The sequence below is a fragment of the Lysobacter sp. Soil_C_59 genome (assembly GCF_057656415.1).
The window spans coordinates 468,444-492,778 of the sequence record NZ_JBDGKK010000003.1 but is presented as its reverse complement, the minus strand read 5'-3'; the positions used below and the strand labels follow the sequence as shown (position 1 = coordinate 492,778).

15 protein-coding genes and 1 pseudogene are annotated in these 24,335 nt (G+C 65.6%); 9 read left to right on the top strand and 7 right to left on the bottom strand.

Annotated elements, in window-relative coordinates:
• Positions 1-65 precede the first annotated feature (65 nt).
• Complete coding sequence (locus AC3A3Q_RS08950) at positions 66-2,372, top strand: Orn/Lys/Arg family decarboxylase (protein WP_487585908.1); 2,307 nt, start codon at positions 66-68, stop codon at positions 2,370-2,372.
• A gap of 10 nt (positions 2,373-2,382) precedes the next feature.
• Entirely contained in the window at positions 2,383-3,705 is a 1,323-nt protein-coding gene (locus AC3A3Q_RS08945) for an amino acid permease (protein WP_487585907.1), read from the top strand.
• Positions 3,706-4,088: 383 nt separating this feature from the next.
• Here AC3A3Q_RS08945 and potE read toward each other — a convergent pair whose 3' ends face one another.
• Entirely contained in the window at positions 4,089-5,441 is a 1,353-nt protein-coding gene (gene potE, locus AC3A3Q_RS08940) for a putrescine-ornithine antiporter (RefSeq protein ID WP_487585906.1), read from the bottom strand.
• 450 nt (positions 5,442-5,891) lie between these two features.
• Here potE and speC point away from each other — a divergent pair, with 450 nt between their 5' ends.
• A complete protein-coding gene (speC, locus tag AC3A3Q_RS08935; protein WP_487585905.1) occupies positions 5,892-8,141 on the top strand; it encodes an ornithine decarboxylase in 2,250 nt (749 codons plus the stop codon).
• 137 nt (positions 8,142-8,278) lie between these two features.
• Complete coding sequence (locus AC3A3Q_RS08930; RefSeq protein ID WP_487585904.1) at positions 8,279-10,627, top strand: Orn/Lys/Arg family decarboxylase; 2,349 nt, start codon at positions 8,279-8,281, stop codon at positions 10,625-10,627.
• A 42-nt stretch (positions 10,628-10,669) separates the two neighbouring features.
• On the opposite strand, the gene AC3A3Q_RS08925 is transcribed toward AC3A3Q_RS08930, so the two are convergent.
• The 5 genes and pseudogenes from AC3A3Q_RS08925 to AC3A3Q_RS08905 all read right to left on the bottom strand — a co-directional run bounded on the left by AC3A3Q_RS08925 (position 10,670) and on the right by AC3A3Q_RS08905 (position 19,041).
• A complete protein-coding gene (locus AC3A3Q_RS08925) occupies positions 10,670-11,083 on the bottom strand; it encodes an acyl-CoA thioesterase (RefSeq protein WP_487585903.1) in 414 nt (137 codons plus the stop codon).
• A 164-nt stretch (positions 11,084-11,247) separates the two neighbouring features.
• Positions 11,248-14,124: pseudogene (gene uvrA / locus AC3A3Q_RS08920) on the bottom strand (excinuclease ABC subunit UvrA); the annotation flags it as partial.
• A 314-nt stretch (positions 14,125-14,438) separates the two neighbouring features.
• Positions 14,439-14,804, bottom strand: coding sequence for an OmpA family protein (locus AC3A3Q_RS08915; protein WP_487585980.1), 366 nt, complete (start codon positions 14,802-14,804; stop codon positions 14,439-14,441).
• Positions 14,805-15,397: 593 nt separating this feature from the next.
• Complete coding sequence (locus AC3A3Q_RS08910; protein WP_487585902.1) at positions 15,398-17,476, bottom strand: S8 family peptidase; 2,079 nt, start codon at positions 17,474-17,476, stop codon at positions 15,398-15,400.
• Positions 17,477-17,985: 509 nt separating this feature from the next.
• Entirely contained in the window at positions 17,986-19,041 is a 1,056-nt protein-coding gene (locus AC3A3Q_RS08905; protein ID WP_487585901.1) for an OmpA family protein, read from the bottom strand.
• Positions 19,042-19,291: 250 nt separating this feature from the next.
• On the opposite strand from AC3A3Q_RS08905, the gene rplU reads away from it, so the two are divergent.
• The 3 genes from rplU (at position 19,292) to obgE (ending at position 21,059) form a co-directional block, all read left to right on the top strand.
• Positions 19,292-19,600 carry a 50S ribosomal protein L21 gene (gene rplU, locus AC3A3Q_RS08900; protein WP_158731474.1) on the top strand — a complete coding sequence of 103 codons (309 nt, stop codon included), beginning with the start codon at positions 19,292-19,294 and terminating at the stop codon, positions 19,598-19,600.
• Between the two features lie 15 nt (positions 19,601-19,615).
• Complete coding sequence (rpmA, locus tag AC3A3Q_RS08895) at positions 19,616-19,873, top strand: 50S ribosomal protein L27 (RefSeq protein WP_200605762.1); 258 nt, start codon at positions 19,616-19,618, stop codon at positions 19,871-19,873.
• 106 nt (positions 19,874-19,979) lie between these two features.
• Entirely contained in the window at positions 19,980-21,059 is a 1,080-nt protein-coding gene (obgE, locus tag AC3A3Q_RS08890) for a GTPase ObgE (protein ID WP_487585900.1), read from the top strand.
• Positions 21,060-21,189: 130 nt separating this feature from the next.
• On the opposite strand, the gene rpsT is transcribed toward obgE, so the two are convergent.
• On the bottom strand, positions 21,190-21,459 hold the full coding sequence (gene rpsT / locus AC3A3Q_RS08885; protein ID WP_137833401.1) for a 30S ribosomal protein S20: 270 nt from the start codon (positions 21,457-21,459) through the stop codon (positions 21,190-21,192).
• Positions 21,460-21,608: 149 nt separating this feature from the next.
• Here rpsT and murJ point away from each other — a divergent pair, with 149 nt between their 5' ends.
• Positions 21,609-23,234, top strand: coding sequence for a murein biosynthesis integral membrane protein MurJ (gene murJ / locus AC3A3Q_RS08880; RefSeq protein WP_487585899.1), 1,626 nt, complete (start codon positions 21,609-21,611; stop codon positions 23,232-23,234).
• 157 nt (positions 23,235-23,391) lie between these two features.
• Positions 23,392-24,333: a bifunctional riboflavin kinase/FAD synthetase gene (locus AC3A3Q_RS08875; RefSeq protein WP_487585898.1), complete on the top strand. Its 942-nt coding sequence runs from the start codon at positions 23,392-23,394 to the stop codon at positions 24,331-24,333.
• Positions 24,334-24,335: the final 2 nt, after the last annotated feature.

Below are 24,335 nucleotides of genomic sequence, written 5' to 3'. Positions count from 1 at the left end.
GGACCACCGACATTCGCCGGACGCGGGCAGGTCGCGTCCTATCCGTGAGCCAGGAGTGCATTGCCATGCTTCAGCGTCGCGCCCAGCGTCAGAAGTTCCGCGTCCTCATCGTTCACCCGAAGATCGGTACCGACACTGCCGGTGGACGGGCCTGCAAGATGCTGGTTGACGAGTTCCACGACCGCAACGTCGAGACCGTCACCGCCACGCACGTCGAGGACGCGCGCGCGACCATCATCTCCGATGCCTCGATCCAGGCGATGCTGATCGACTGGTCACTGCCCGACGAGGAAGGCAAGGAGCGAGGCAACGCCGCCGCCATCGACCTGATCACCACGATCCGCGCCCGCAACGAGTTCGTGCCGATCTTCCTGCTGACCGAGCGCGACAAGGCCAAGTCGCTGACCATCGAGCTGGTACAGGCGATCGACGAGCTGGTCTGGCTGCTGCAGGACACGTCCACCTTCGTCTGCGGTCGCGTGATGGCGGCGGTGGGCAAGTACGTCGGCGGCTTGTTCGGGCCGCTGGTCAGTGCGCTCTACAACTTCAACCAGGTCCACGAGTATTCCTGGCACACACCGGGCCACACCGGTGGCACCGCGTTCCTGAAGCATCCGGCGGGTCGCGCGTTCCATGACTTCTACGGCGCGCACGTCTTCCAGACCGACTTGTCGATCAGCGTCGGCGAGCTGGGTTCGCTGCTCGATCACACAGGTCCGATCGGCGCCAGCGAGAAGTACATCTCCACCGTGTTCGGCTCCGACCGCAGCTACACGGTCACCAATGGCTCCTCGACGTCGAACCGAATCATCTTCATGGCCTGCGTCGCGCGCGACAAGGTCGTGCTGTGCGACCGCAACTGCCACAAGTCGATCGAGCATGGCCTGACCATGACCGGCGGCGTGCCGCAGTACCTGGTGCCGTCGCGCAACCGCTACGGCCTGATCGGACCGATCTACCCGGAGCGCCTGGCCAAGGCCTACCTGACCAAGGCCATCGCCTCCATCCCGATCAGCAAGGGGCTCAAGGACAAGCAGCCGGTATTCGCGGTGGTGACCAACTCCACCTATGACGGCCTTTGCTACAACGCCACGCGCGTGCTCGAGCAGCTCGGCGGCTGGGTCGATCGCGTCCACTTCGACGAGGCCTGGTTCGGCTACGCCCGCTTCAACCCGCTTTATGCCGGGCGCCTGGCGATGCATGGCCCGGCCACCGACCACGACCGCAAGGGGCCGACGGTCTTCAGCACGCATTCCACGCACAAGCTGCTGGCTGCGTTCTCGCAGGCGTCCTACATCCACGTGCGTGATGGTCGCGATCCGATTCCGCATGCGCGGTTCAACGAGTCGTTCATGATGCACGGCTCGACATCGCCGTTCTATCCGATCATCGCCTCCAACGAGATCGCCGCGTCGATGATGGACGGCGCCGGTGGCCTGGCCTTGACGCGCGAGAGCATCGACGAGGCGATCAGCTTCCGCCAGACCGTGGGTCGCATCAACGCCGGTTTCGCCAAGAAGAAGGAATGGTTCTTCCGCACCTGGAACCCCGACAAGGTCAAGATCGGCGCCAAGCGCGTCGCCTTCGAGGACGCGCCGCCGGAAGTGCTGGCGACCGATCCGTCGTGCTGGGTGCTGCATCCGGGCGACACCTGGCATGGCTTCGACAAGCTCGAAGACGACTACTGCATGCTCGACCCGATCAAGGTGTCGGTGCTGACGCCTGGCATGGGCGACGACGGTGTGCTGGCGAAGCAGGGCTTCCCGGCTTCGCTGCTGACCGCGTACCTGGATTCGCGCGGCATCGAGGTCGAGAAAACCAGCGACTTCGCGGTGCTGTTCCTGTTCTCGATCGGCATCACCAAGGCCAAGTGGAGCACGCTGTTGGCGGCGATGCTCGACTTCAAGCGCGACTACGACATGGACCAGTCGCTGGCGCGGGTGATGCCGAACCTGGTGAAGGACTACCCGGAGCGCTACGAGGGACTGGGACTGCGCGGCCTCGGTGACCAGATGTTCGCCGAGCTGCGCAAGGGTGGACAGACGGCGCACCTGCAGAAGGCCTATTCCAACTTGCCGGACATCAAGCTCACGCCGGCCGATGCCTACCAGGAGCTGATCCTCGGCCGGGTCGAACGCGTGCCGTTGCCCAAGCTCGCCGGACGCACCGTAGCGACGAGCATCGTGCCGTATCCGCCGGGCATTCCGATGGTGATGCCGGGTGAATCCGCTGGCGCGGCCAACGGCCCGCACATTGGCTACCTGAAGTCGCTGCAGGGCTGGGACGCGGCGTTCCCGGGCTTCGGCCACGACACGCACGGCGTCGAGGTAGAGGACGGCGAGTACTACGTGCAGTGCCTGACGACAGGCTGAGGCGACGACGATGCACGGTGGCAGCAACGGCAAGATGGGGCTGCTCGGGGCGTCGTCGCTCGTAGTGGCGAACATGGTCGGCACCGGGATATTCCTGTTGCCGGCCAGCCTGGCTTCGATCGGAAGCATTTCGATCTTTGGCTGGATCGCGGCCGCGATAGGGGCCTCCGCGCTGGGTCTTGTGTTCGCGCATCTGGGCATGGTCGACCCGAAAGCGGGTGGGCCGTACGCGTACGCGCGCGACCATCTGGGCCCATTCGCGGCATTCCAGACCAACTTCCTGTACTGGGTGGCCAATGTCATCGGCAACATCGCCATCGCGGTGTCGGTGACCGGTTACCTGGGGGTGTTCTTCCCGGTGCTGGCGAACCCGTGGCTTTCCTGCGTCTGCACGGCGGTGGTGATCTGGGTGTTCATCTGGCTCAACCTGCGCGGCGCCAACGCGGTCGGCCACTTCGCTGCAATCACCACCGTGGCCGGCATCCTGCCAATCGCGGTGATCGGCCTGCTGGGGTGGTTCTGGTTCCGCCCTGAAGTGTTCATGGCGGGCTGGAATCCCGGCTCCGTCCCCGAGTCGACGGCCATCTTGCACAGCGCGTCGATCGCGCTGTGGGCCTTCCTGGGCGTGGAGAGCGCGGCGGTGTCGGCGGGTGTCATCGAGAACCCCAGGCGCAACGTGCCGCTGGCGACGATCATCGGACTGGTGGTGTCGACGTTGATCTATGTTGTTTGCTGCACGGTGATCATGGGGTTGCTGAGCAATGCCGAGCTGAAGGCCTCGCACGCGCCGTTCGCGGATGCGGCGCGGGTGATGCTGGGGCCCTGGGGGGCGATCATCATCTCGCTGGCGGCGATCGCGAAGGCGACGGGTGCGCTGACCGGGTGGATCCTGATCGTGGCGCAGTCGGCGCAGGCTGCGGCGGAGGACGGGATGTTCGCGCGGGTGTTCGCGGAGAAGAATGCGCGCGGGATGCCGGCGCGCAACCTGATCATCACCGGGGTGCTGATGACGGGGTTGCTGGTGCTGACGGTGTCTCCGACGGTCGCCGACCAGTTCACGCGCATTACCAGCGCCACGGTCGTGCTGATGGTGATTCCGTATGTGTATTCGGTCGTGGCCATGTGGCGCCTCAACATGACGCTGGACCTGACCGCCTCGCGTCGCTGGCTGCTGGGTGTGGTGGGGTTGCTGGCGTGCGTGTACTGCGGCGGGGTGATCCTCGGGCAGTCGGCGGAGCTGGACCGCAATGCATTCGTCGTGCTGCTGTTGAGCATCCCGTTCTATGCACTGGTGGGGCGCAGGGCGGTGAAGGTGGGGGCTAAGCTGCACTGAGGCGTGTGTCTGGGCTTTCGTCTGCGGTGCGGCGTCGTCCGCCGTGCCGGGGATTGCTCCGCCCCTTAGTCGGACATCCTGTCCGATGCGGGGCGCGGGACATCCATGTCCCGCTGCGGATCAATCCCCGACCCGTCGAACGACGCTTCGGCATTTCATCTCCCGGTCTCCGATGACGCCCATCAACCCGTCATTCCCGCGAAGGCGGGAACCCAGCGACGTTGCTTTTCCGTCATTCCCGCGAAGGCGGGAATCCAAGGACGTTGCTTCAGGCTTCTAAAACCTCCTCCCCCACTGACCGCGCACGCAAAAGAAAACGGGCCGCATCGCGGCCCGTTTCACCCTCACCTCATCCCCTCTCAAGCAGGAGAGGGGCTCCGAGATCAGGTCTGGAACGACTTGCCCGGGTTCGGGATGTGCGCTTCCTGCTCCATGCGATAGAAGCGGTTGGCGGCGAAGAATCCGAACAGGGTCCAGCCCAGGAAGATGCAGATGCCGCCCAGCACGATGGCTTCTGTGCCGGAGCTGTAGAGGGCATAGAAGCTGTAGAGCGTCGCGATCAGCGCGATGACGTTGGTCATCCTTGCCTTGACCTTCGGAATGCCGGCCACGTTCTGGATAGTGACGATGGCGGCCATCGACATCACGTAGGGAACCAGGTTGGTCACAACGGCCAGGTTGACAACCTTGCCGAACGTCTCGCTCAGTTCGGGGCTCGCCGTCATCAGTGCAAGGCCCGTCTGCACCGCCAGCAGGATCAGCATGCCGGTGATTGGCGTGCCGATCTTGGTGACCTTGCTGAAGACCGAAACGAAATAGCCGACGTCGGCCGAGCTCTTGAACACCTGGGCGACGGTGAACTGCCAGCCCAGCAGCGAGCCGATGCAGGCGATGACCATCAACGCGGTGACGGTCTGCCCGACGATCGGGCTGAACATGTACTCGTACGCAAGCCCGAACGGTGCGCTGGACTTGGCCAGCACCGCGTTCGGGATCATGCCGGCAATGACGTTGGTCGAAATGATGTAGACGGCGGCGGCGCCGATGGTCGCGACCAGCACCGCGATGGGCACGTTCTTCTCGGGGTTCTCGACGGCGTCGGCATTCGCGCAGGCCGACTCAAGCCCGAGGAACGCCCACAGGGTGACCGAGATCGAACTGCCGACAGCGGACCAGAAGCCCATCTCATGCGGGTTCCACGCAGCCGCCCAGGTGCTCGGGCTGAACCAGAACCAGCCGATCAGGCAGATCAGCACCACCGGCAGGATGACGCCCCACACCGTGACCGAACCGATCTTGCCGGTGATGCTGGCGCCGCCGAAGTTGGCGAACGTCGTGATCCACAGCAGCACGATGGTCCAGAAGCAGGTCTGCATCGGGCTCAGGGTCGCGCCGAACAGCACGGTGGCGTAACCCACCGCGGTGACGCCGATGGCGACGTTGCCGATCACCAGCGACAATCCGTAGGTGTAGTTCGCCATGTAGTTGCCGCCCTTGCCAAAGGCGTACTCTGCATAGCCACCCATGCCGCCGGGTTTCTTGCTGAGCATGCCGCAGCGGGCGAAGACGTAGGCAAGGGCGAGCGAGCCGCCAGCGGTGAAGAGCCAGGAGAAGATCGTGATCGTGCCGATCTCGGCCAGCTTGCTGGGCAGCAGGATGATGCCCGAGCCCATCATGTTGACCAGCGTGATGACGGTCAGCTGGAACACATTCATTTTCTGATGGGACTCGCTCATGACAGGCTCCGTTGGGTGGATCGGAACTTCAGGCGTTGCAAGTCGTGCTGCTCTCGATTCGCGCAATGGCGGGAACTACGCGCAGGAAAATGGATGCGCGCGAAACGGAGGCGGAGATTCGAACCTGGCAGTGCCTTGGACGTGGCGGACAAGGCCCGTTGGCGGCAATGCGTCCCCCGGTTCATGTGGAGATCGCCGCGAGATTTTCATAGCGCTTGTAATCTCCGTGTGAAGTCACGACCCGCGTAAGGCGGGGCAGGCGAACGGTCGCCTTCACACGGCCAAAACGCTCGCAAGTGACATGGTTCGGTGCGAGCATCGTCAACCTGATGACCGCCGACGCGCGCCCGATGGATGCCGCGGTGCCGGCGGGGAGTGATTCGAAGCTTGTAGCGCCAGCAGTGCCCTGGCCGCCAATCTGCTTGCCAGACGACAAGGAAGAGGACTCCCATGAGCATTCCCCTTGAACGCTTCTTTCGCATCCTGGTTGTCGGCGAACACACTGGTGTTGTCGCCCAGGTGATCGAGCACGAGCTGCACTTCCCGGTGACATCGATCGACCTGGAACAGATCCCGCAGGCGATTCGCGGCGGTGCCGACCTGGGCGCGATCATCGTCGCCCGCGAAGGGGCCCAGGCAGTGGTGGATGCGCGCGACGAGCGCGGCCTGCGCATGCCGATCTTCATGATCAGCGGCCGCGATGACGAAGCGCTGGACGAGCCCTTCCTGAAGTCGCTCGACGGCGTGCTGATCGCCGACCTGGAAACCCGCGATTTCTACGAGAAGCGGCTGGTCGCCTCGATCGAGCGCTACGCGCTGAGCCTGCGCACGCCGTTCTTCGGCGAACTGATGAAGTACGACTACGACGCCAACCGCACCTGGGCCTGCCCTGGCCACCAGGGCGGGCAGATGTTCATGCGCCATCCGGTCGGCCGTCTGTTCTACGAGCACATGGGCGAGAACGTGTTCCGCGACGACATCTGCAACGCGATGGTGGCGCTCGGCGACCTGCTCATCCACGAAGGTCCCGCGCTGGCGGCGCAGCGTGGCGCGTCCAAGGTGTTCCAGTCCGACCGCACCTACTTCGTCCTCAACGGCACGTCGTCGTCCAACAAGGTGGTCAACACCTCGTTGCTGCGCAGCAAGGACATCGTGCTGTTCGACCGCAACAACCACAAATCCAACCACCACGGCGCGCTGATGATGGCCGGCGCGATTCCCATTTACCTGGAGACCGACCGGAATGGCTTCGGCATGGTCGGTCCGATCGACTGGTCGGCATTCGACGAGGCATCGATCCGCGACAAGCTCAAGAACCACCCGCGCCTGGCCGGGACCGACGCCTGGAAGCGCGAGCGCCCGATCCGCGTGGCGATCATCGAGCAGTGCACCTATGACGGCACCGTCTACAACGCCCGCAAGGTGCTGGAGAAGATCGGCCACCTGTGCGAGTACATCCACTTCGACGAGGCCTGGGCGGGGTTTGGCGCGTTCCATCCCCTGATGAAGGATCACTTCAGCATGGGGCTCAAGCTGGACGCCGATTCCCCGGGCGTCATCGCCACCCAGTCGACGCACAAGCAGCTGGCCGGCTTCTCGCAGGCCTCGCAGATCCACGTGCGTGACGCGCACATCCGCGACAAGCCATTCCGGGTCAACCACAAGCGCTTCAACGAGATGTTCATGCTGCAGGCATCGACATCGCCGTTCTATCCGCTGTTCTCCAGCCTCGACGTCAACGCGCAGATGCACGCCGACAAGGCAGGCCGCGTGCTGTGGGACGACATGGTCAAGCTCGGCATCGAGGGCCGCAAGGCGGTGCGCAAGCGCTTCGCGGGCTTCATCAATCCGTTCGTGCCGGACAAGGTCGAGTACCAGGGTCGCAGCGTGCCCTGGGAGGACGTGCCGACCGAGGTGCTGGCGCGCGAACAGGCCTATTGGCAGCTGGCGCCGGGCGCGTCCTGGCACGGCTTCCGCAATCTGGGCGAAGACGCGGCAATGGTCGACCCGACCAAGCTGATGCTGACCACGGCCGGGATCGATGCGGCCAGCGGCAACTACGCCAAGACGGGAGTGCCGGCCACGATCCTCGCCAACTTCCTGCGCGAGAACAATGTCATCCCGGAGAAGAACGATCTCTACAGCATCCTGTTCCTGATGACCCCGGCGGTGGGCGAGGGCAAGATGGCGATGCTGCTGGCCGCGCTCGAACGCTTCCGCGACCACTACGAGGCCGACAGCCCGCTGGCAGCGGTCGTGCCCGGCCTTTACCAGCGCAACGAAGCGCGCTATCGCGACTACTCGCTGCGCCAGGTTGCGCAGGAGATGCACGACTACTTCGTCGCCAAGAACATCAAGGAGCTGCAACGGCTCAGCTTCCGGTACGAGTCGTTCCCGGAACAGGCGATGTCAGCGCGCGAGGCGAACGAGGCGCTGGTCGGCGGCGAGGTGGACTTCGTGCCGATGAGCGAGGTGTCGGGCCGGATCGCGGCGACGCTGGCGCTTATCTACCCACCGGGCATCGGCATCATCATTCCCGGCGAACGCTATGACGCGAAGGCCCAGCCGATGATCGACTACTTCCTGGCGTTCGAGGAGAACTGCAACCGGTTCCCGGGGTTCTCGTATGAGGTCCAGGGCGTCTACCAGGTGCACGAAGAAGGTCGCATCCGCTTCTACACTTACGTCGTGCAGGAATGACTGCCGGCGTGGTGCCGGCAGGTTTCATCTGGAATTGACGTCGCGTGGGATGAAGTCCCGCGGCACGTTCCGTCACCGTCCGCTCGCCACCTACCGCTGGCCAGTGCCAGCCGGGCCAGGCATACAGAGGAATCGCCATGTCCATGACCAACCCCTGGGTGTTGTATGTGACCACCGATCTCCCTGACCAGGGCTCGGCCTATGCGCTGGCGCTGACGCGACTGGGGCAGGCTGTCCAGGACCAGGGCATCGAAGTGCTGCGCGCCCACAGTTGCGAGGACGGGCTGATCATCGCCCAGGGTTCGGCCTCCTACTCGTGCGTGGCGATCGACTGGGACCTGGGTGAAACCGCCGGCATGAGCGAGAAGGCGGTGCTGGAGATCATCCGTGCGGTGCGCGAGAAGTCGCTGCGAATCCCGATCTTCCTCCTCAGCCGCGGCGTCACCACGCGCAACCTGCCGATGAGCGTGATCCGCGAAGTGCGCGAATACGTCAACCTGATCGGCGAGACGCCGGAGTTCTTCGCCAAGCGCGTGCGGTTCGCCATCGACGACTACCACAACGGCATGCTGCCGCCGTACTTCAAGGCGCTGAAGAAGCTGACCGAGGAGGGTACCTACCAATGGGATGCGCCCGGCCACATGGGTGGCGCGGCGTACCTCAAGCACCCGGCCGGCGCCGAGTTCCACCGCTTCTTCGGCGAGAACATCATGCGCGCCGACATCGGCATCTCCAATGTCGAGCTGGGATCATGGCTGGACATCGAAGGCCCGCCGGCGGAATCGCAGCGAATGGCAGCGCGGGTGTTCGGCGCCGACTGGACCTTCTACGTGCTGGCCGGCTCGTCGGCCTCCAACCGCATCGTCGTGCAGGCTGCGGTCGGCAACGACGAGATGGTGGTGGTCGACCGCAACTGCCACAAGTCGCTCAACCATGCGATGACGCTGGCCGGTTCGCGGCCGGTGTATTTCCAGCCCAGCCGCAACGGCTACGGCATGATCGGGCTGATTCCGCCCAAGCGCTTCGCCAAGGCGCACATCGACAAGCTGGTTGCTGATTCGCCGCTGGCCAAGGGTGCGAAGTCGAGTGCGCCGGTGCACGCGGTGGTCACCAATCCGACCTACGACGGCATGCTCTACAACGTCGACAAGGTCGCCGAGATGCTGGCCGCGAGCGTGCCGCGCGTGCACTTTGACGAAGCCTGGTACGCCTACGGCAAGTTCCATCCACTGTTCAAGCACCGCTTCGCGATGGGCGTGCCGCGCGACATGAAGAACCGGCCGACGGTTTTCGCCGTGCAGTCCACGCACAAGATGTTGCCGGCGTTCTCGATGGCGTCCTACATCCACGTCAGCAACAGCGAGCGCGGCAAGGTCGAATGGGCTCCCCTCAAGGAAGCCTTCATGATGCACGGCACGACTTCGCCGTTCTATCCGCTGATTGCCTCGCTGGATATCGCCAGCGCGATGATGGACGAGCCGTCGGGCAGCGCGCTGCTGCGCGAGACGGTCAGTTACGCGGTCGAGTTCCGCAAGGCCGTGGCCTCGGTCAACAAACGCTTCAAGGAAGAGGGCGAGTGGTTCTTCTCGCTGTTCCAGCCCGACCAGGTGCCGGTCGGCAAGAAGAAGGTCGACCTCGCCGACGCGGCGAGCGACGTGCTGTGCAACGACCCCGCATGCTGGACGCTGCGCGCCGGCGAGAGCTGGCACGGCATCCCCGACGAGGTCGTGGCCGGCGACTTCTGCATGCTCGATCCGACCAAGGTCACCATTCTGTGCCCGGGCACCGATTCGAAGGGCAAGATCGCCAAGCGCGGCGTTCCCGGCACGATCCTGTCGAAGTTCCTCGATGCGCGTCGCCAGGAGATCGCGCGCACCGGCGACTACACCGTGCTGGTGCTGTTCTCCGTGGGAACCACCCAGGGCAAGTGGGGCACGCTGCTGGAAACGCTGATGGCGTTCAAGCGCCTGTACGATCGCAACGCCTCGCTCGAGGAGGCGCTGCCGGAACTGGTCCACGCCTATCCGCAACGCTATGGCGGCATGACGTTGCCGCAGCTGTGCGACCAGATGCACCAGGTCATGACCGAACTCGATCTTCAGGCCATGGCCAATGCAGCGGGCGAGGTTTTGTCGGAACAGGTGCTCACGCCCTCGGAGGCCTATCAGCAGCTGATCCATGGCACCACCGAAGAAGTCCGGATCGCCGACCTGCCGGGCCGCGTGGCGGCGTTGATGATCGTGCCTTATCCGCCGGGCATTCCGGTGCTGATGCCTGGCGAACGCGTCGACCCCAAGGGCGGCACGATCGTGAAGTACCTGATCGCCGTCGAGGCCTTTGGCAAGCGCTTCCCCGGCTTCGGGCGCGAAGTGCAGAACGTGCACCCCGACGACAATGGCGACCTGTGGGCAAAGGTCACGCTTGAAGGTGCGGCGGGCAAGCCGGCGAAGGCGGTCAAGGCCAAGGCCAGCAAGGCGAAGCGCTAGCCGGTACATGCGCCGCTCTCGCTGGAGAGCGGCGCCCGGGCATCAGTGTTGCGAGCAGGCCTCGCGCACGGCCTCGGGCAGCGGCGCGGCGCGACCGTTGCCTCGATCGATCCACACCATCACCACGTTGCCGTCGCAATACAGCACGCTGTCATCGGCGGCATCGACGATGCGGTGGCCGATGCTGACGCTGCTGTTGCCGAGCCGGTCGACGAACAGCTCGATGGCGACTTGCGCCGGCCATTCGATCGGGCGACGGTAGTTGAGGTTGGCCGCGGCGACGACCGGGGCGACGTGCTCGTCCAGGCCCTGTCCCGGCACCGACAGCATCCAGTGCAGGCGGGCTTCCTCGAGGTAACTCAGGTATTTCGAATTGTTGACGTGGTTGAACGCGTCCAGGTCGCGCCAGCGCACCGACATCGGCACGCGGATCAGAGCGACGGGTGCGGGCGACATCGATGTCTCTGGTTCCGCCGCAGGCGCGGTTGCCGGCTGGATTTTGTCAGTGCTGGTCTTGACGGACTTCTTTGCAGCCGGCTTGCGCTTGCGTGCGGTGCTGCGACCCGTTTTGGACGGGTCGCCCTTTACAGCGGGGGTGTCGCTCATGCGGCGGTTTTCTTCTTGTTCGTCTTCTTGCCGGCGGCTTCCGGTTTCGCGCCGAGCAGCGGGGCGAGGAAGCGGCCGGTGTGGGAGTGGGTCAGGCTGGCGATGTGCTCCGGCGTGCCGGTGGCGAGGATGGTGCCGCCACGGTGGCCGCCTTCCGGGCCCAGGTCGATGACCCAGTCGGCGGTCTTGATCACGTCGAGGTTGTGCTCGATCACGACCACGGTGTTGCCGTCGTCGCGCAGGCGGTGCAGCACGGCCAGCAGGTGCTCGATGTCGTGGAAGTGCAAGCCGGTGGTCGGCTCGTCGAGGATGTAGAGCGTGCGGCCGGTGTCGCGCCGCGACAGTTCCTTCGACAGCTTGACGCGCTGCGCCTCGCCGCCGGACAGCGTGGTCGCGCTCTGGCCGAGCTTGATGTAGCTCAGGCCGACGTCCATCAGCGTTTCGAGCTTGCGCGCGATCGCCGGGATCGCCTCGAACAGGCCCAGCGCATCTTCGACCGTCATCTCCAGCACGTCGTTGATGTTGTAGCCCTTGTAGAGGACTTCCAGCGTCTCGCGGTTATAGCGCTTGCCACCGCAGACGTCGCACGGGACGTACACGTCGGGCAGGAAGTGCATCTCGACCTTGATCAGGCCGTCGCCCTGGCAGGCCTCGCAGCGGCCGCCACGGACGTTGAAGCTGAAGCGGCCCGGCGAGTAACCACGCGCACGCGCTTCAGGCACCTGTGCGAACAATTCGCGCAGCGGCGTGAACAGGCCGGTGTAGGTCGCCGGGTTGCTGCGAGGCGTGCGGCCGATCGGCGACTGGTCGATGTCGACGACCTTGTCCCACAGCTCGATGTTCTCGTACTCGCGGTGCGGCGCCGGCGTGTGCGAGGCGCCGTTGAGTTCGTTGGCGGCGATCGCGAACAGGGTGTCGTTGATCAGCGTCGACTTGCCCGAACCCGACACGCCGGTGACGGCGGTGAACAGGCCGCTCGGCACGGCGAGGTCAACATCCTTGAGGTTGTTGCCGGTGGCGCCGCGCAGGTGGAAGGTGGTCTTGGGATCGGGCTTGTGACGCTTGGCCGGGATCTCGATGCGCTTCTTGCCGCTGAGGTACTGACCCGTCAGCGAGCGCGGCGCCTTGAGCAGGTCGGCGAGCTGGCCCTGTGCGATGACTTCGCCGCCGTGCACGCCGGCACCGGGGCCGATGTCGACGACGTAGTCGGCCAGGCGGATCGCGTCTTCGTCGTGTTCGACCACGATCACGGTGTTGCCGAGGTCGCGCAGGCGCGTCAGCGTGCCGAGCAGGCGCTCGTTGTCGCGCTGGTGCAGGCCGATCGACGGTTCGTCGAGCACGTACATCACGCCGACCAGGCCGGCACCGATCTGCGAGGCAAGACGGATGCGCTGGGCTTCACCGCCCGACAGCGAATCGGCCTTGCGCTCCAGCGTCAGGTAATCCAGGCCGACATCGACCAGGAAGCGCAGGCGATCGCTGATTTCCTTGACGATCTTGGTCGCGATCTCGCCGCGCCAGCCGGGCAGGTTGAGGCCCTTGAAGAACGACAGCGCTTCGTCCACCGGCAGCACCACGATCTGCGGCAGCGGGCGTTCGGCAACGAAGACGTTGCGCGCGGAACGATTGAGGCGGGCGCCGCCGCAGTCGGTGCAGGCGCGTTCGCTGATGTACTTCGCCAACTCTTCGCGCACCGCCGCCGATTCGGTCTCGCGGTAACGCCGTTCGAGGTTGGGGACGATGCCTTCGAAGCGATGCTTGCGCTGGCTGCGGCCGCCGCTCTCGGTGAGGTAGGTGAACGTGACCAGGTCTTCGCCGCTGCCGAACAGCACGGCCTGCCGCACCTTCTCCGGCAGCGTCTGCCAGACCGCGTCGACATCGAACTTGTAGTGCTTGGCCAGCGACTGGATCAGCTGGAAGTAGTAGGCGTTGCGACGGTCCCAGCCGCGCACGGCGCCGGCCGAGAGCGACAGCTCCGGATGCACGACCACGCGCGAGGGATCGAAGAACTGCGCCACGCCCAGGCCGTCGCAGGTCGGGCAGGCGCCGATCGGCGAGTTGAACGAGAACAGGCGCGGTTCGAGTTCGGGCAGCGAGTAGTCGCAGACCGGGCAGCTGTACTTGGACGAGAACAGCAGCGGGGCGGCTTCGGCGTTGTCGAGCGACATCACCTGGGCCATCCCGTCGCCGAGCTTGAGGGCGGTCTCGAACGATTCGGCCAGGCGCTGCTTGATGTCCTCGCGCGGCTTGAAGCGGTCGATCACGGCTTCGATGGTGTGCTTGACGCGCAGCGCCAGCGGCGGCACCGCGTCGATCTCGTACAGTTCTCCGTCGACGCGGACGCGGACGTAGCCTTGTGCGCGCAGTTGTTCGAAGACCTGGGCGTGCTCGCCCTTGCGTTCGCGGATCACCGGTGCCAGCAGCATATAGCGCTGTTCGCGCCCTTCTTCGGTTTCGCCCAGGGCGAGGACCTGGTCGACCATCTGGCTGACGGTCTGGGCCTCGAGGGGGTAGCCGTGGTCGGGGCAGCGCGGGGTGCCGACGCGTGCGTAGAGCAGGCGCAGGTAGTCGTAGATCTCGGTGATCGTGCCGACGGTCGATCGCGGGTTGTGCGAGGTCGACTTCTGTTCGATCGAGATCGCCGGCGAGAGGCCTTCGATGTGGTCGACATCGGGCTTCTCCATCACCGACAGGAACTGACGCGCGTAGGCCGAGAGGGACTCGACGTAGCGGCGCTGTCCTTCGGCATAGATGGTGTCGAACGCCAGCGACGATTTGCCCGAGCCCGACAGGCCGGTAATCACGATCAGTTTGTCGCGCGGCAGGTCGAGATCGATGTTCTTGAGATTGTGCGTCCGCGCGCCGCGGATGCGGATGTAGTCCAGCGCCATCGGTTGCCTGTCTGGGAGGAGGTCGCCTTCGCGTAATGCGACGGCGAACAGGGGAGCGTATCGACTGGCGAAGATGGGGGCAATTAGTAGTTTTGGAAGGCCCGCAGGGCGGGGCTGCTGGGGGTGTTCAGGCCTGGCGGTCCGCGTGGGGCTCGCCGGACGCCGGGCTTCGGCGTGGCGCCGTCCGCCGGGCCGGGGATTGCTCCGCCCCTTCGCCGGACATCGTCATTCCCGCGAAGGCGGGAATCCATGGACCTTCTCGCCCGTCATCCCCGCGAAGGCGGGGACCCAGCGTCTTAGGGCACCCGGAACGCTTACAGCAGCCGGAAGCTGGCTCCGCTGTCGGTCGCTCCGGCCGGATGCCCCCTGGTCTCGATCGAAGCCGGACTGACCCCATTGACGATCAACTGCACCTTGATCGCCTCTGCGCGCTGCTGCGACAACGCCAGATCCTCGCCGGCACCGGCGGGCCCGGTGATCTCGATCCGCTTCTCGCCGCCACTGCCCTGGATCGCCTTGGCGGCCTGGCTGAGCACGGCAAGGCTGTCAGGGCTGACCTGGGCGCTGCCGTCGATGAACTGGATCGGTGTCTGGTTCAGGGCCTTGATGACTTCGCCGGCCGATGCGCCGGTCTTCAGCCCGGCCAGCGCCTGTGCGGCGGCGTCAGGGCTGCTTCCCACGCCGCGGAACAGGCCGGTGAGGGTGTAGCCCGGGAACAGCTGTTCGGCGCGGGCGAGCAGGGCGGTGCGGTCAGGGTCCGATGCGTAGCCGCCCAGTTCGATGCGTTGCCCGTCAAAGCCAATTGCGGCGCCGGGCATCGTGAATGCGCCGAGGAACTGCGGCAGGTTTGCCTGCCATGGTGCCGGCCTTGCGGCAGCGTCCACGGTGAGCGCGCCGGTGATGCCGGGTCCGTAGGCCTGACGCAGCATCGCCTCGATGGCCTTGCGGCTGCTCTCGCTGTCGACGGTGCCGTCATAGCGCACCGTGCCGTTGTTGTTGACCAGGTTCACGCGCGCCTCGAACTGCGCTGCCGGGGGTGCGGCGGCCATGTCCGCCTGGGCCTGCGCCGGGGACGTCGGCGTGGCGTCACGGCTGCAACCGGCAAAGGCGATCGCGCCAACAAGCGTCATCGCGACGACCAACGTCGTGCGCGATGACGAGGAAAGGGTGGGTACTGCAGTCATGCGGACTGGCTTCATGGGCGCTCCGGGAGCAAGGCTTCACGAAAGGGAGGGCCCGGCGAACCGGGCCCTCGCTGGTGTCATCTCAGTACTTACTTGTGCGAGACGTACTCGATCTCGACCGGATCCGCGCATTCCTGCGTACCGTTGTTGCACAGCTTGTAGCTCATGGTGCCGCTGCCGATGATGCGGAACGTATCGGTCGCTGCGCCCTTGTTCTTCACGGTCTTGAGGATGGCGCCATTGCGGTAGATGTCGATGTTCTTCTTGCCGAAGGTCCAGGTGAGATCAACGCGCGTGCGATGGTTGCTGAGCGCGGTGGCCTCGGCCTCGACCGAGCGCGGCCAGTTGGCGTCGGTGAAGCTGGGATACAGCGACACGCCGGTGGCGGCACTGAAGCCACGGATCGTCACGTACCACTTGCCGCCCTGCGGTGCCGGGAAGAAGCAGTTCTCGTTGTTGCCTGAACTGAACGGACGGCAGTCATACGCAGTCAACGTCGGCTCGGCGCCGCGCCGAACGTACATGTCGGCATCGCCAGTCCCGCCGTACATGGCAAACAGCAGGTTGGACGCGCCGTTGGGAACCAGCAGCTCGTAGCGGATCGTGCCGTTGGCGGCGACGGTGATGCCGGTGACGGTGACACCGTTGCTCAGCGGGATGGCCGGCGGCGGCGGCGGCGGCGGCGGGACGTCCGGCGGCAAGGCTTCCGTGCCAGCCGCAACTGCCACTGCATAGCGTGCATCGATGATGCCGGCGCCGCAGTAGTTGTCGTAGCTGCACCCACCCGCGAATCCGCCGGAGGCATAGGCGGTGTTCTCGAGGATCTTCTTGACCTGCGCAGGAGTCTTCGGTGTAGCTGCGGCGGCCTGCATCAGGGCGATCGTGCCCGACACGTGCGGTGCCGACATCGAGGTGCCCGCGTACCAGGCATAGCCTTCGGCTCCCTGGCCCTGCAGGCCGAGGTTGAGCGTCGACAGGATGTTGTCCGCCGCCGGCGTGTAGCCCGAACCGCCCGGTGCGGCAACGTCGACAACCGCGCCGTAGTTGGAGAAGTCCGAGATCGTGCCAGTCGGGCCCACCGAGGCAACCGTGATCACGTCGTTGCAGCTGGCCGGTGAGTAGTTGGCCGCATCGTCGGATGAATTGCCCGCCGACACGACAACCGTCGTGCCGCGACCGACCGCCGCGGTGTAAGCCGCCTGTTCGGCAACGGAGCAGGCGCCGCCGCCACCGAGGCTGAGGTTGATGACTTCCGCCGGCGTGGCATTGGCCGGAACCCCGGCTACCGTGCCGCCCGATGCCCACGTCACCGCATCGATGATGTCGGACTCGTAACCGCCGCACTTGCCGAGCACGCGTACCGGCTGCACCTTCGCGCCGAACGCGACGCCGGCTACGCCTGCGCTGTTGTTGGTCGCGGCGGCAACCGTGCCGGCGACATGCGTGCCGTGCCAGCTGCTGTCTTCGGGGATGCCGAAGATGTTGCACTCGCCGTCGTGCCAGTCGCCCGGATCGTTCGGGTCGGCGTCACGGCCATCGCCATCGACGCTCACTTCCGGGTCGATGATGAAGTCGTAACCGGCGACGGTCTGGGTGTTCAATTCCGAATGCGGCGTGATGCCGGTATCGAGCACGGCGACGACCACTCCGGAACCGGTGCTGATGTCCCATGCCGGCTCGGCGTTGATGCCGCCCGGACCATTCTTGTAGTGCCACTGCTGCGCATACAGCGGATCGTTGGGCACCATCAGCGGCTTGCGCAGGCGATCGGGCTCGACCGCGAGCACGGCCGGATCCTTCATCAGCTCGACCATCAGCTGCTTGGTCGCGGCGAGATCGAGCTTGCGGTCGGTGCGGATCAGCGAGCTGCCGGTCGCCAGCGTGCGTAGCGGTGCGATGCCCAGGCCCAGCGTCTTGGCTGCCGTGGCCAGTTGCGTGCCGCTGGCAGCAGCGCTCAGCTTCCTGGCGTCCGATCGGTAGGTGATGATGAAGCGGTCGTACTGCACAGGCTGCTTCTTGGCCGCCTTTGCCGCTTGCTTGGACACGGTGGAAATCTTGGACGTGCTGACGTTCGGCAGCTTTCCGCCGGAGTTGGCGGCAGGAGCGACGATGAAAGCGGTAGCGATGGCCAGCGCGGTCCACTTCAGGGAGCGAGTCTTGCGAGTCATGACAACATCCTTTGTTGGCTGCTCAGGATTTCCCGTCGCCTCCCCCTGGCTCCGGGGTTCGTGTCGGCTACATCGGAGCAGATCCGTGTCGCCCGACAGGGTGTGTGCCAATGGCGCAGGCGCTGCAATGCAGCCGTGCGCTGGCACGCGGGATTGGATGAGTGATGGGGCGGCTGGTTGCCGCGGGCGTACTACTCGAGGGCGCAACGCGGACGTTGCCGGATCCTTCCACTGACATGCCGGGGCCCCTGTTTTTCTGATCGCGCCTTCTTGGTCGCGTTCAATCCCTCTTGCCGCGTTCAACACGCAGCCGCGTGGGATGCTCGATGGTGATCGGCCCCCTGTAGCCGCTCACAACGTGAACCTATTCCAAACCATCGGAGAAGTGCAAGCACTCGGCACAGGAAAATACTCACGCATGAGCAGGAAGCGCTTGCGCGATCAGTGAAGTCAATGATGAATGCGCACGGCAGCAGATGCTGCGTGTCTACTTCGCGTGAAATTGTTGCCTACTTCACAACACTGAACTCGATTCGACGATTGCGCGCGCGTCCTTCATCCGTCGCGTTGTCAGCAACCGGTTGATCCTGTCCATGGCCGACGCTGGTGAGGATGGATGCATCGACGCCTTGCTCGATCAGTCGCTGTTTCACTGCGTCGGCGCGATCCTTCGAGAGCTTCGTGTTGGCGGCGGCATCGCCGCTGTTGTCGGTATGGCCACCGATCTCGATGCGCGTTCCCGCAGGCGACTTCTTCATCGCAACAGCGGCCTTGGCGAGGATCGCGTCGCTCTGCGCGGAGATGCGTGCGCTGTCGGTGTCGAAGTGCACCACCATCAGGTTCAGCGCACGCACCAGGTCGTCCGCATTGAAGTCGCGCGCGAGCAACTGGTCCAGTGCCTGCGTGGCTGCATCACCGTTTACTGCGGTGGTCGGCACATCGGTGACGCCGGTGCGTTCGCCGTGGCAACCGCGTGGCAGCAGCACCGCGGCGGCTATCACTGCACCGATCAGCAACAACGGCAGCAAGTGGCGGGCCCTGGGCCGCGGACGAGCGGGTTCGACGACAGGTGGCTCGGGTCGCAATGGTGCCGCGGCCGCGACGCCGGTCGCGCCGACCGCGGACGCGGTCGCCCATTGCCCGAACTCGTCCAGTCCAATGCCAATCCCGCCAAACCAGTGCTCGAGCTTCTGCGACAGCGCACTGGCCGCGACCGGCAGGTCGCCATGCTCGCTGAGTTCGTCGATCGCATCGGGCAGCATCGCCGCCGCGGCAGTGCCTACGGTTGCGGCGGGCAGGCCCAGGCGGGTTGCGAAGCTGGAAAGCGTGTCGCTGCCAAGGACGCCCTCGAGCTGGGCGGGGGTGATGGGCTGGTTTGGCCCGGGCCCGAGCCAGGAGTCGACCAGCTCGCCCAGTCCCTGGTTCCTGAACGACTGGATGAAGCCGGCAGGTCCGCCGTGCTTGGGATTGAAGACCTGCGCCACCAGCAGGCCCATCAAGCGCTTGGCCTGGTCCGGATCGAGGCCGAACCGGCGGCTCACCTGCTCTAGAATCTGTCCGAACATGGCGGTTCCTCCCGCTCAGGCGTCCCGGACGGAGGCTGCGGGGCCAGGCTCGACGCCGCCCCGGCGTCGCCCCGGCGCCCCGGCAGTACAGCATGGGCGGCGTTAAGGGGGTGGCAGGCCGCTTCCGGCCCCCGCGGGCCCGAAAGTGGCCCAGTACTTGCCGTAACCCGCTGAAACCCCTAAAATTCCGCTTCTGTCCGCCCGATTCTGGGTGCGGCAGCGACCAAAATAACTACAGAGGAATCTGGTCATGTACGCAGTAGTAGTCACCGGCGGTAAGCAGTACCGCGTGATGCAGGGCGAAACCCTGCGCGTTGAACTGCTCGATGCCGAAGTCGGCAGCGAGATCAAGCTCGACAACGTCCTGATGCTGGGCGGAAGCGACGGCGTGAAGATCGGCGACGCCCTCAAGGGTGCAACCGTCTCCGCCAAGGTCGTCGGCCACGGCCGCGCCGACAAGGTGCGCATCGTGAAGTTCCGTCGCCGCAAGCACCACCGCAAGCAGATGGGTCACCGTCAGCACTACACCGAAATCGAAATCACCGGCATCGCCGGCTAATTAGGAGAAGCAGCCATGGCACACAAAAAGGGCGTAGGTTCCACCCGTAACGGCCGCGACTCCAACCCGAAGTACCTCGGCGTGAAGATGTACGGCGGCCAGGCCATCGAGGCCGGCAACATCATCGTTCGTCAGCGCGGCACCCAGTTCCACCCGGGTTCCGGCGTCGGCCTCGGCCGCGATCACACCCTGTTCGCGCTGGTCGACGGCAAGGTCGAGTTCGCGACCAAGGGCCCGAAGAAGCGTCGCACCGTCAGCGTCGTCTCCGAGTAATCGGATTCGAAGCTGCAGCGAGGGGCCCCGCTTCGGCGGGGCTTTTCGTTTCTGCGATAAGCTCGCATCGTTCAACAGCTCCACTACTGAAGTATTCAACGCTCCCATGAAACTCGTCGACGAAGCCGAAATCCAGGTCAGCGCAGGCAACGGCGGCAATGGCTGCGTTGGCTTCCGCCGTGAAAAATTCATCCCGCTTGGCGGCCCCGATGGTGGTGACGGTGGCGCCGGCGGCAGCGTCTGGCTGGTTGCCGACGAGAACCTCAACACCCTGGTCGACTTCCGCCACCAGCGCCAGTTCCGCGCCAAGCGCGGCGAGAACGGCATGGGCCGGCAGATGTACGGCAAGGCTGGCGAAGACCTGATCATCACCGTGCCGGTCGGCACCGTGGTCACCAATGTCGGCACCGATGAAGTCATCGGCGACCTGGTCAGCCACGGCGATCGCCTGCTGGTGGCCAAGGGCGGCAGTGGCGGCCTGGGCAACATGCATTTCAAGAGCTCGGTCAACCGCTCGCCGCGCAAGGCGCTGCCGGGCCTGCCGGGCGAAGAGCGCGAGCTCAAGCTCGAGCTCAAGCTGCTGGCCGATGTCGGCCTGCTCGGCTTCCCCAATGCCGGCAAGAGCACGCTGATCCGTGCAGTGTCGGCGGCGACTCCCAAGGTCGCCGACTATCCGTTCACCACGCTCTATCCGAACCTGGGCGTCGTCAGCGTCGAAGCGCATCGCAGCTTCGTCATCGCCGACATCCCGGGCTTGATCGAAGGCGCCGCCGACGGTGCCGGCCTGGGCGCGCAGTTCCTGCGCCACCTGCAGCGCACGCGTCTGCTGCTGCACCTGGTGGACATGGCGCCGATGTCGTTCGGCGAGGAAGACGGCAACGAGCAGCTGAGCCCGGCCCAGCAGGTGCGCGCGATCGAGCGCGAGCTGGCCAGGCACGACCCGGAACTGCTCGACAAGCCGCGCTGGCTGGTGCTCAACAAGGCCGACCTGCTGCTGGAAGAAGAGCAGCAGGCCGCGGCCAAGGCCATCATCGACGAGCTCGGCTGGAAGGACCGCTGGTACATGGTCTCGGCGATCGGTCGCGAAGGCACGTTCCCGATCATGCAGGACGTGATGGCGTTCTTCGACCGCCAGCGTGCGGACGCGCTGGAGGCCGCGCAGGCAGAAGGCCCGCATGCGCCTTGAGCCTGTCGCACAGGCAACAAAAAACCCGGCATCGGCCGGGTTTTTGTTTTGCGCTGCCGGCGGTGAGGCCGGGCAGGGCGACGAACTTGACTACCGCTTCAGCGCCGGCGTTGCCGGCGCGTCGGCAGGATCACGCAGCCTTGAGCGCCTTGATGCGGGCGTTCAGGCGAGCCTTGTGACGGGCAGCCTTGTTCTTGTGGATGAGACCACGCGAGCTGAAGCGATCGAGGATCGGCTGTGCGACTGCGAAGGCGGTCTCGGCGCCGGCGGCGTCGTTCTCGCCCAGGGCCTTGAGCACCTTCTTCACAGCGGTACGCAGCATCGAACGCTGGCTGGCGTTGCGGGCATTGCGGACGACGGTCTGCTTGGCGCGCTTTTTGGCGGACTTGATGTTTGCCACGGCAAATTCCTGGAAACTGGTAAGAGAAATATGGGATTGCGGAAAATCAGACCGGAAAGTATGGACGATACAATGGGTTGCGTCAACCTCGCCAGGCCCAACGAAGCCGGGCCCGGCAGGGCGTGCGTGAGCGGCAGGGGGAAGGGCCGATGAGTGGCGGGCTGTTGCGCTCTACAACCGTTTTCAGCGCGATGACCTTCATCTCGCGCGTTTCCGGGCTGGTGCGGGACCAGATCTACGCGGCCGTGTTCGGGGCCAGCCCGGCCATGGACGCCTTCGTGGTGGCCTTCCGGATCCCCAATTTCATGCGCCGGCTCTCGGCCGAGGGTTCGTTCTCGATGGCCTTCGTGCCGGTGCTGGCCGAGTACAAGGCCAAGCACGACGAGGCCGCGGTCAAGGAACTGATCGACCGGGTCGCCGGCACCCTGACCGCCGCGCTGCTGGTGATCACGGCCCTGGCGGTGATCTTCGCGCCCGCGGTCATGCGCCTGTTCGCACCCGGCTTCGAGCCCGGCAGCGAGCAGAGCGAGCTGGCCGAGCTGATGCTGCGAATCACCTTCCCCTATGCGCTGTTCATCTCGCTGGCCTCCTTCGTCGGCGGCATCCTCAACAGCTACAAGCGCTTCGCCATACCGGCGCTGTCGCCGGTGCTGCTGAACATCTCGATGATCCTGGCCGCGCTGTGCCTGGCGCCGCAGCTCAAGGAGTGGGGTTACGAGCCGGTGCTGGCGCTGGCCTGGGGCGTGTTCGCCGCCGGCATCGCCCAGCTGGTGTTCCAGCTGCCCTCGCTGGCACGGATCGGGCTGCTGCCGCGGCCGCGCTGGGGTGGTTCGCACGGCGGCGTGCGCAAGATCATGAAGCTGATGGTGCCGACCCTGTTCGGCTCGTCCGTGGCCCAGGTCAACCTGCTGTTGAACACGATCATGGCCTCGTTCCTGATCAGCGGCAGCGTGACCTGGCTGTACTACACGGACCGCCTGCTGGAATTCCCGCTGGGCATGTTCGGCGTCGCCATCGGTACGGTGATCCTGCCGCACCTGTCGGCACGCCACGCCGACACCGATCCCCAAGGCTTCTCGCGCGGCCTGGACTGGGGCTTCCGCCTTTGCATGATGATCGGCGTGCCGGCCTGCATCGGCCTGGTGCTCTGCGCCAAGCCGCTGATCGCAGCGCTGTTCCAGCACGGCCACTTCAGTGCCGAGGACACGCGCATGGCGCAGCTGAGCCTGATCGCGCAGTCGACCGCGGTGCCGGCGTTCCTGCTGGTGAAGGTGCTGGCGCCGGGCTTCTATTCGCGTCAGGACACGAAGACGCCGGTGAAGTCGGCGGTGGTGTCGGTGGCGGTGAACGTGCTGATGACCGTCACCCTGATGCTGGGGCTGTTGTTCCTGACCGACGTTGGCGCCGCCGCACGGGCGCAGTCGACCGGCCTGCTCGATGCGCTGGGTCGCATCCCCGGCGCGCACGCCCTGCTGGCGCTGGCCATCGCGATCGCCGGCTGGACCAATGCGCTGCAGCTGTGGTGGTACCTCAGCCGCGCCAAGGTCTACGAGATGCAGCCCGGCTGGCGCCGTTTCCTGCGTCAGATCGCCGTGGCCAGCCTCGCGATGACGGCGGTGCTGCTGGCCATCCTCTGGGGCTGGCAGGGCTGGAGCGAGTGGCCGTGGTGGGAGCGGGTGTGGAAGCTGGGCGTGCTGGTCGGCGCCGGCGGTTTCGCCTATGCCGCCGCACTTTGGATGCAGGGCATCCGTCCGCGCGATCTGCGCGGGCACTGAACAAAATGACCCGTCATTCCCGCGCAGGCGGGAACCCAGCGTCGTTCCTGTCCGCCTGCAAAGTCGCTGGGGTCCCCGCCTGCGCGGGGAGGACGGTGTTCAGAGAGACAAGTGTCCAGAGAATGGAAATCCCTTGCCCCGGCTATACTTAATGGCAATGAGCAGGCTTTTTCGTGACGTCGAGGGCGGGTCCCGGTGCCCGCACGGCAGTGTGGTCTGCATCGGCGCATTCGACGGCCTGCATCTCGGGCATCAGGCGCTGGTGCGCCACACGGTCGCCCGCGCGCGCGCGCTGGGCGTGGAAGCGGTCGTCCTGAGCTTCGAGCCGCTGCCGCGCGAGTTCTTCGCCCCGGCGGCACCGCCGCCGCGGTTGCTGCTGACCCACGCCAAGGCCGAGCGCCTGTTCGCGCTTGGCGCCGATCAGCTCGGCCTGCTGCGTTTCGATCGCCGCTTCAGCAGCATGTCGGCCGAGGACTTCGTCCGCACCGTGCTGATGGGCCGCCTGTCGGCGCGCGAAGTCTGGGTCGGCCCGGAGTTCCGCTTCGGCAAGGGCCGCGCCGGCGACATCGCACTGTTGCAGCGGATGGGCGCCGAGCACGGCTTCAGTGCCGGCGAGATCGAACCGTTCCTGCTCGATGGCGAGCGCGTGTCGAGCACGAAGATCCGCGAGGCACTGCTCGCCGGTGATTTCGACGCGGCCGCCGAACTGCTCGGCCGGCCCTATGCGATCGACGGCCACGTCGTGCCCGGCAAGCGCCTGGGCCGCACGCTCGGTTTCCCGACCGCCAACCTCCGCTTCGCCGGCAAGACCCCGGCCTTGTCGGGCATCTATGCGACCTGGGTGCACGGCGTCGGCGACACGCCGCGCGCGTCCGTGTCGAGCCTGGGAACGCGGCCGACCGTGGCCGGCGTGGAGCCTTTGCTCGAAGCACACCTGTTCGACTTCAACGGTGACCTGTACGGCCAGCGCATCGAAGTCGAATTCGTCGCCAAGCTGCGTGATGAACTGAAATTCTCCGATCTGCCGGCACTGACCGCGCAGATGCACCGCGACGCCGAGCAGGCCCGCGCCATCCTTTCGCAAGAAGTTTTCGCCTGAGC